Consider the following 4,606-nt stretch of genomic DNA (forward strand, 5'->3'; position numbering starts at 1 on the left):
GTTCCCACCGCACACTTGCTACGTGGAGGTTTTCGCCGGAGGCGCGGCGCTGTATTTCTTGCGCCCACCCGCCGACGTTGAGGTCATCAACGACGTCAATGGCGAGTTGGTCAATCTTTACCGTGTGGTGCAGCACCACCTCGAGGAATTCGTGCGCCAGTTCAAATGGGCGTTGTCGAGTCGCCAGGTGTTCAAGTGGCTGCAAGACACCCCGCCAGCTGGCATGACCGACATTCAGCGCGCGGCGCGGTTCTTCTATCTGCAGCATCACGCGTTCGGCGGCAAGGTCGACGGTCAGACGTGGGGCACCGCCACCACCGCGCCGCCGGTGAACTTGCTGCGGGTCGAAGAGCAACTCAGCGCAGCTCACCTTCGACTGGCAGGCACGCACGTAGAGCATTTGGACTGGCGAGAGTGCATGCGGCGCTACGACCGTGCGCACACCTTGTTCTATCTTGACCCTCCCTATTGGCAAACCGAGGGCTACGGGGTCCCGTTTCCTTGGGCAGAGTACGAAGCCATGGCCAACATGATGAAGTCGCTGCAGGGGAAGGCCATCTTGAGCATCAACGACCACCCCGACATTCGGCGGTGCTTTTCCGGCTTCCATATGGAAAGCCTGGACATCGGCTATTCATTGAACAACCGAGCGGGGGGCACCGCGCAGCGGAGCGAGTTGGTGATCTTCAGTTGGGATGTGGAAGCGGAACCCGCTGGCTTGTTTTGATGAGCGCATGATCGTTGAGAGGAGGTTTGCCATCGGCCAGTGGTACCGGCGAGCGCCCATGAAAAAGGCCGCCTCGAGGGCGGCCTTTCATTAGGGGACTGAAGACCTCTGATGATCTTCCTGTCGGCATGGCCAACAGCAGCTGGGGTGATAGGACTTACTTCTTGTCCTTAACCCAGAAGCGGAAGAACTGACCCTTCTTCGGGTAGATCACCTTGCCATTCTTGTGAATGGACCGGCAAAACACCCAGTGGCCGCCTTCCTCTTTTTCCGGAGTGCTCATGCTTGAGCTCCTTGTAAAGAGAGGTTGCCGGGATCGTCGGAGTGCTCAAAACTTGAAAGAGGAGTACACTTTCAAGCCTCTGAAAAGAGCTATCGATACCTCACCCGTATTCGGTATCGGATGGTCGGGACTGGTACTCCCTACATCCTCCTTGAGGGCCCATGAATGGAGTTTCTATTCATGGGCCTTTCATTTGATCGCACCGTACTTGACGAGTTGATTGACCCGGTTGTTGGCCGCCGGGAATGAAACCTGGAAAAACCGTGCAACTTGTGTCGGGGTACGCAGGCCGCGCCTCAGCATCACATCCAACGGCATGATCATCTCCGCGGAGAACTGATCTGCCTGCCATTCGGAGTCGATGTAKGGCTTGGCGACATAGTTGGCCCTCGCCAAAGCCTTGTTGTGCTGCAGCACGAAGTGCCCGAGTTCGTGGAAGATGGTGAAGCGCGTGCGCGGATCGTTGCGCCGCGCGGCGTCGTAAGTGCCTGGTGTGAGATTGATCATTGCTGTTTCCGGCACGCAGACAGCCTCCACGCCCGCCATCATCAACATGTCGTTCTCGTCTTCGATGATGTCGACCGTTACTCCGAACAAGGAGAGGTCATCCAGGAAGTGGGGCATCGAGACGGGCTCGTCAGCCAGGCCGAGGATCTTGCGGGCGTCGACTGCAATCGCGCGGATTGCATCAATGCCGCGGGGAGCCACGATGTGGCCGCGAAGTTGGTAAGGCAGGTACGGAGGCTGGCCGGACATGGTCATTTCACCTTGTTCGAAGCGGCCAGAAGTGCGGCCATTTTTTCCAAAGTCTCAGCATCGAGCGTTGAGCGCGCGAAGCCCGCGACCAGCATCTGGTGTTGGGGGGACAAGCCGTCGAGCGGCACGGATTTATTTGCAACGGCCGCCAGGTCGGCCAGCCGTTCGATCTTTACGCCGTGGGTGGCGAAGAATGCCTCAACTTGCGCGACCAGGCCGTCCGGAACCTTTTTGCGGCCGGTCTCGATGCTGCTCAGGAACGAAGGCGTGACGCCGATAGCGTCCGCCATCGACCCGAGCGTCTCGCCAGTGTCGATTCGCGCCTTGCGAATCGCCTTTCCAAAATCAGTGAGTGCCATGGTGAATCCTCTTGGGTTGGTTGCGGTGTGGTGCAGAAATTTTTCTTGCTTTGCGATTATTGTACCAAAAAGGTAAAGTAATGTCAATGCCTAGGCGTGTTTCGCCGCCAAAAAAGAAAAGTCCGCGCGCGGCGGACCCAGTTTGCTAACTCTGTGAGAAGCGATTGGACGGTCTCACGCGCGCCGGATTTCTACCGGAGACTCGTGTCTTGCACGGGCGGGCAGTCATCGTGGCCAGGCCGGCAGCAATCCCGCTTCCTCATCGTCATTCACATCGAAGCCCGACGAGCTGCGAGCGTTCATCCGCTCGAGCGCCGCGAAGCCGACCTCGTGCTCGGTCACGCACCACCAGGTCTGTCGGGTCTGAATCGGCTTGCTCTTGACCCCACGAGCACTGATCTCGACGCCATCGATCAGCACGCCGCCTTCCTTGATCGTCAACACGCGCGCATATTGCAAAACCGGCAGCAGGTCCTTCTGCGGGTCTTTGATGCTCAGGAGGCGCGCCTGCATCGTGTTGCCGTAGTGCTCGCGATTCGCCTTTCGAAAATCGAGCACGCCAGGCATGCCTCCCTGGCTGGTCACTCTCTCGCGCGACATCCAGTTGCCGTGCCACCGCAGCAGGACTACGTCTTCCGAGCATTCCTCGCGCTCTGCGCTCAACGAAGCAGGCATATTCGCCTCCCCAAAAGTACTGTAAAGGCATACAGTATCGGACCGAGCTAAATGCCCGTCAATCCGTTCCCGAGTGCAGAATCCGGCCAATGTGCAACCGTTACATCTCCCCTGATGATTACGAGATCGAGAGCTTCTGGCACGTGCGCCAGAACGGTCCGCCCCGCTGGGTGAAGGCGGTCTACCCGCGCTACCTCGGGCCGTTCATCCGCCGGGCCAAGGACGTCACGGGCTACGAGCGCGAGCTGGTCACGGGCCAGTGGGGCCTGATTCCATGGTTCGCGAAGGAGCCGAAGCTCAAGTACCCGACCAACAACGCCCGCAGCGAAGAGCTCGAGGCGAAGGCCAGCTACAAGGACCCATGGAGGCGCGGCCAACGTTGCATCATCCCGGCGGTCGCCTTCGACGAGCCGAACTGGGAAACGGGGAAGAACGAGTGGTGGCAGTTCCGCCGCACCGACGGCGCACCGTGGGGCCTGGCTGGTCTGTGGAACACCTGGACCGACAAAGCCACCGGCGAGATTCACGAGAGCTACACCATGCTCACGCTCAACGCCGACGCGCATCCGCTGATGAGCCGCATGCACAAGCCCGATCCGAAGCTGGCGCCCGACAAGCAAGACAAGCGCTCCGTCATCCCGCTCGAGGTGCACGAGTTCGACCTGTGGCTGGCTGGCACTGTCGAAGAGGCTAAGACGCTGCTGAAGCTGTCGCCGGTCGAAGTGTTCGACGCCGGGCCAGCGCCGGCCGTGGTGGCCCCGCTCGGCACACCCAAACCGGAACCTGAGGACGGTTGAAGCTCGAACCAGCAAATCGGCGCATGCGCTATCGCTTAAGTCGGGTCTGGCCATCCTCGGTCCACTCGACGCCCGACATGCTGAAGATCTTCTCGTCCATGCTGAGCCGCAGCATTTCGGCGTCGTCTTCCAGACGCTTAGCCCTGATCAACTGCGTGCGGGTCGGTGGAGGGCCGACGCCATAGGCGCAATTCAAAAGGGCGATGTTCGCGTCGAAACGCGCTTTGAGCGCTCGTCCGCGCGCTCTGTTCCAGCGAGAGTAGAGCTGCTTCCAGGTCTCGAAGGTTTGAGGGTCGATTTCCACCGCTTTCTCCATCGGCGAAGCGACGTGCTTCAAGACAGCAATTTCGCGCGAGCGGCTGCGGTGCGCCACTATCAGAGTTGATAGGGGGCTCGCGCCGGATTAGTGAAATAGGGCTTTCGACTTACACGCGCCGGCTGGGAGCGAGAGCAGCGTGGCTGCATGGTCAAGCTTGACGATCTCCGGCCCATGCTGCTCGACGAACGGCCGCTTGACCTTGACGAGTCGGGGTGGATCTACGAGTTGAAAATGGACGGCTACCGGATCCTGGCCGAGTTTGACGGCACGGTGCAGCTGCGTACTCGCAACGGCACCGATGCCACGAAATGGTTTCCCGAGATCACGCAGAGTCTGGCCATGGTGAAAGCTGGGCAGTGCGTGGCGGACGGCGAGGTGTGTGTGCTCGACGAGCTGGGCCGCAGCGACTTCAACCAGCTGCAGGATCGGGCACGGCGCCGGCGCCGGTATCCGGGTTGCCCGGACGTCGTCTACTGCGTCTTCGACCTGCTGGTGCACCGCGGGGTGGACATCACGCGGCAGCCGCTGCTCAAGCGTAAAGCCGCGCTCGCCAAGATTCTCAAAAAGCCGTTGCCCTCGACATGTACATGAGCCACTTCGAAACCGGCGCAGCTCAGCTGTTCAAGGAGGCCGTCATCCCGCTCAAGCTGGAAGGCTTGGTGGCAAAGCGCGTGGACAGCGTCTACCAGC

At 60.2% G+C, this 4,606-nt stretch carries 8 protein-coding genes; 3 read left to right on the top strand and 5 right to left on the bottom strand.

The window, feature by feature from the left end:
* Positions 1–727: DNA adenine methylase (locus AC1DOC_RS28130; protein WP_478130964.1), on the top strand; the 727-nt coding region annotated here is incomplete at its 5' end.
* Between the two features lie 157 nt (positions 728–884).
* On the opposite strand, the gene AC1DOC_RS28135 is transcribed toward AC1DOC_RS28130, so the two are convergent.
* The 4 genes from AC1DOC_RS28135 to AC1DOC_RS28150 form a co-directional block, all read right to left on the bottom strand.
* Positions 885–1,010, bottom strand: coding sequence for a hypothetical protein (locus AC1DOC_RS28135; RefSeq protein WP_478081113.1), 126 nt, complete (start codon positions 1,008–1,010; stop codon positions 885–887).
* A gap of 189 nt (positions 1,011–1,199) precedes the next feature.
* Positions 1,200–1,766, bottom strand: a complete 567-nt coding sequence (locus tag AC1DOC_RS28140) for an ImmA/IrrE family metallo-endopeptidase (RefSeq protein ID WP_478130965.1) — start codon at positions 1,764–1,766, stop codon at positions 1,200–1,202.
* Positions 1,767–1,768: 2 nt separating this feature from the next.
* Positions 1,769–2,125 (bottom strand): helix-turn-helix domain-containing protein, encoded by a 357-nt coding sequence (locus AC1DOC_RS28145; protein ID WP_478081115.1) that lies wholly within the window; start codon positions 2,123–2,125, stop codon positions 1,769–1,771.
* 225 nt (positions 2,126–2,350) lie between these two features.
* Positions 2,351–2,800, bottom strand: coding sequence for a hypothetical protein (locus AC1DOC_RS28150; protein ID WP_478130966.1), 450 nt, complete (start codon positions 2,798–2,800; stop codon positions 2,351–2,353).
* Positions 2,801–2,889: 89 nt separating this feature from the next.
* Between AC1DOC_RS28150 and AC1DOC_RS28155 the strand changes: the two genes are divergently transcribed.
* On the top strand, positions 2,890–3,597 hold the full coding sequence (locus AC1DOC_RS28155) for an SOS response-associated peptidase (RefSeq protein WP_478081118.1): 708 nt from the start codon (positions 2,890–2,892) through the stop codon (positions 3,595–3,597).
* Positions 3,598–3,625: 28 nt separating this feature from the next.
* Here AC1DOC_RS28155 and AC1DOC_RS28160 read toward each other — a convergent pair whose 3' ends face one another.
* Positions 3,626–3,934: a hypothetical protein gene (locus AC1DOC_RS28160; protein ID WP_478081119.1), complete on the bottom strand. Its 309-nt coding sequence runs from the start codon at positions 3,932–3,934 to the stop codon at positions 3,626–3,628.
* 126 nt (positions 3,935–4,060) lie between these two features.
* Between AC1DOC_RS28160 and AC1DOC_RS28165 the strand changes: the two genes are divergently transcribed.
* Complete coding sequence (locus AC1DOC_RS28165; RefSeq protein ID WP_478081120.1) at positions 4,061–4,507, top strand: ATP-dependent DNA ligase; 447 nt, start codon at positions 4,061–4,063, stop codon at positions 4,505–4,507.
* The last annotated feature ends 99 nt before the right edge of the window (positions 4,508–4,606 follow it).

It is taken from the genome of Variovorax sp. 01T439_2 (assembly GCF_056398445.1).

What these genes read in the sequence shown, in the direction of transcription:
- AC1DOC_RS28135 (WP_478081113.1), bottom strand. Translation starts at nt 1,010, where the DNA reads ATGAGCACTCCGGAAAAAGAGGAAGGCGGCCACTGGGTGTTTTGCCGG.
- AC1DOC_RS28145 (WP_478081115.1), bottom strand. Translation starts at nt 2,125, where the DNA reads ATGGCACTCACTGATTTTGGAAAGGCGATTCGCAAGGCGCGAATCGAC.
- AC1DOC_RS28150 (WP_478130966.1), bottom strand. Translation starts at nt 2,800, where the DNA reads ATGCCTGCTTCGTTGAGCGCAGAGCGCGAGGAATGCTCGGAAGACGTA.
- AC1DOC_RS28155 (WP_478081118.1), top strand. Translation starts at nt 2,890, where the DNA reads ATGTGCAACCGTTACATCTCCCCTGATGATTACGAGATCGAGAGCTTC.
- AC1DOC_RS28165 (WP_478081120.1), top strand. Translation starts at nt 4,061, where the DNA reads ATGGTCAAGCTTGACGATCTCCGGCCCATGCTGCTCGACGAACGGCCG.